This is a genomic window from Nonomuraea sp. NPDC049784, from assembly GCF_040659615.1.
In the GTDB taxonomy this organism is placed as follows: Bacteria; Actinomycetota; Actinomycetes; order Streptosporangiales; family Streptosporangiaceae; genus Nonomuraea.
Genome location: NZ_JBFAMX010000882.1, coordinates 1 through 3,213 on the forward strand (window position 1 = coordinate 1; position 3,213 = coordinate 3,213).

Annotated in this window: 1 protein-coding gene and 1 pseudogene; one reads left to right on the forward strand and one right to left on the reverse strand. The window is 72.1% G+C overall.

Features of this window, described 5'->3' with window-relative positions; all coding sequences use genetic code 11:
- A pseudogene (locus tag AB0J09_RS60345) lies at positions 1-1,747 on the forward strand (AfsR family transcriptional regulator); the annotation flags it as partial.
- On the opposite strand, the gene AB0J09_RS60350 reads toward AB0J09_RS60345, so the two are convergent.
- Positions 1,720-3,213, reverse strand: a 1,494-nt coding sequence (locus AB0J09_RS60350; protein ID WP_360712816.1) for a CocE/NonD family hydrolase, incomplete at its 5' end; no start/stop codon positions are given. The pseudogene AB0J09_RS60345 and the gene AB0J09_RS60350 sit on opposite strands and share 28 nt — an antisense overlap.

Sequence of the window (3,213 nt, forward strand, 5' to 3'; positions counted from 1 at the left end):
CCGCAGGCTGGACGGGATGCCGCTGGCCATCGAGCTGGCCGCGGCCCGCCTGCGTACGATGACGCCGCAGCAGCTCGTCGACCGCATCGACGACCGGTTCAAGCTGCTCACCGGCGGCAGCAGGACCGCGCTGCCGCGCCAGCAGACGCTCAGAGCGGTGGTGGAGTGGAGCTGGGACCTGCTGGGCGAGGAGGAGCGGGTGCTGGCCAGGAGGCTTGGCGTGTTCGCGGGCGGCGCGACGCTCGAGACGGTCGAGGCGGTCTGCGGGGGAGCGGTGGACGTGCTGGGCGCGCTGGCCGACAAGTCGCTGGTCCAGGTCTCGCCCGAGGGCCGCTACTCGATGCTGGAGACCATCCGCGCCTACGCGCTCGAACGGCTGGCGGAGGCGGGGGAGGCCGGCGAGTACCGGCGGCGGCACGCGGCGTATCTGCTGGATCTGGCCGAACGGGCGGAGCCGCAGCTGCGGACGGCCGCGCAGACGGTCTGGCTCGAGCGCCTGTCCCCCGAGCGCGACGACTTCGCCGCCGCGCTGCGCTGGGTGATCGACGAGCGGGACGTCGAGTCTGCGCTGCGGTTGTGCGGGGCGCTGAACTGGTACTGGTGGATGTGCGGCTATCGGCAGGAGAGCGCGGCCTGGGCCACGCAGGCGATCGAGCTGGCGGGCGACGAGCCGCCTCCCGGGCTGACCAGGCCGTACATGGCCTGCATGTTCGCGTACGGCGTGAACTTGTTCGGCACGATCATCAACGACCGGCCCGCCATGCTGGCGCTCTCGCACCGGATGGACCGGATATCCGATGTGGCCGAGCGGGAGGGGCCGCTGCACCCGATGCTCAAGATCAGCAAGGCCATCATGGCCGCCGCCGCGGGGCGCGAGGAATACGCCGTCGAACTGCTCGAGGCGTACGCCCGGAGCGACGACCTCTGGCTGTCCAGCTCCGCTCTCATGATCGGCGGCCCCGCACGTACCGAGGAGAATCTGGAGCGGGCGGTGACCGGGTTCAGGCAGCTCGGGGACCGGTGGGGACTGAGCGAGGCGCTGATCGGGCTGGCCGAGCTGCGTGCCGCGAGGGGAGCGCCGAACGACGACCTGATCGCCGAGACGTGGTCGCTGACCAGCGACTGGGTCGGCGCCGACGAGTCGATCTCCACGCTGATCAGGCTGGCCGAGCTGCGTGCGCGCGGCGGCGACCTGGACGGCGCGAACGAGGATCTGGACAGGGCCAGGGCGAGCGTGGACGGGGAGACGGCGCCGTTCACGCGGCTGCTGCTCGGACTGGCCGAGGCCGCGCACGCCTGCCAGCGCGGCGATCTGGCCCAGGGCCTGGAGATCTATCGCGGGCTGTTCGACGTGCTCGCGCAGTGCCCGCCGATGTCCCAGCTCACCGCCTCGCTCAGCACGTCGTACGGCCGGGCGCTGGCACGGAACGGCGAGCTGGGCGCCGCGCTCGAGCAGCACCGCCGGGCTCTCGAGGCGCTCGGGGCCACCAGCCCCGACAGGCCGGTGCTCTCACTGGTGCTGGCCGGGTTCGCGCTGGCCGCGCAGGCCGCGGGCGATCAGGAGCGGGCGGCCGTGCTGTTCGGCGCGTCGTCGGCGATCGAGCCGCGCGACACCTCGTTCGACACCTCGGAGGGCCTGGAAAAGGCCAGGGCCGCGCTCGGTGACGAGCACTTCGACGAGTGCTTCGCCAAGGGCGCGGCCATGTCTCGGCAGGAGGTCTACGGGATGGTCGGCAGCACGACGTAGGAGGGGCCGTGCAATGTGGTGGTGCCCTTCTCCATGTTCCTGCCGAACCGGGGGAAGTTCGAACCCGCCACGTCGATCCTGATCCGGTGGCCCGGCAGGAACGCGTTCGAGATGGCGCCGAGCCGTACCGTGACCTCGCGCACCTCGCCGGGCTCCAGGTCGCTCACCCTCGCGATGCCGTCGGTCAGCAGCTCGGCCCGCCCGTCGGGGTGGACGTCGATCAGCTTGGCCGTCACGTCCGCGCTCGCGGCGGTCGAGGAGACGCGCGCGACCAGCTCCACCTCGCCGCTCACCTCCACCCGCGCGCCGAGCGGCTCGCTCTGGTGACGCAGCACGTCGCCGCGCTCGTCGAGCGGCCGCTGGTCGAGCGGGCCGAACGCCTCGAACGACATGACCGCGCCGCCCAAAGTCGCCACCGGGTCGCCGGGGTCGCCGACGAACTCGGCGGAGCCGCCCGCCACCGGCATCGTGCTCAGCACTCCGTTGAAGCCCAGGTGGTACGGCACGCTCCGGGCCCGCGCGATGGGCCAGTCCTCCTCGTCCCGCCAGGCGTCGTCGCCCATCACGAAGATCTTCACGCGGGCCTGGTCGCGCATCGGCTCCCCGCGCAGCCAGTGGTCGAACCAGTCGAGGTGCGCCCCTGTCCAGTCGACGGCCTCCTGGCTGGCCTGGTCGCCGTAGTCACGCCCGCAGATGCCCCGGTCATGTGTGAAGTGCGTCCACGGGCCCACGATCAGCCGCGACTCGCCGCGCAGCCGCTCGTAGTGCTCGATGGAGCCGTCGCGGAAGTAGTCGTACCAGCCGGTGCTGACCAGCGCGGGCACCTCGATCCGGGAGTGGTCGACGACCCCGTCACGCCAGAGCGGGTCGAGGGGGTCGGGGGTGCCCATCCACGTCGAGTAGAAGGGCACGAGGTCCGCCAGCAGCGGCTGGTCGCCGAGCGGCAGCCGCTCCGACAGCTCCTTCATACGCTCGCCGAATCTGTCAGGCAGGCCGATGGCCGCCAGGTACCTGCCCTTGTCCTCCTCCGTGGCCGTGCCGAGCGCGATCCGGCGGTCCAGTTCGTCCACGGCCAGCACCATCGCGCTGACGGTGAGGATGATGTTGAGGTTGGGTACGCCGCCCGGCTGGTAGACGCACTCGTACAGGCCGGCGGGGGAGACGTGCGGCGCGATGGCCCTGAGGCCCTCCGGCCGCTCCTGGGCCGCGAGGAGCTGGGTGATGGCGAGGTACGAGTCCCCGTACATCCCGACATTTCCGTCGGACCATGGCGCGTTCGCCGCCCACCGGACCGCGTCGTAACCGTCGGCCGCCTCGCCCCTGATGAACCGGAACTCGCCCTGCGAGGCGCCCGTGCCGCGCACGTCCTGGATGGCGACCGCGTACCCGGCCGCCACCAGGCGGGGCACGTCGAGGTGGAACCCGGGGCCCTCGACGGCCCGGCCGTACGCGGTGCGCGACAGGAG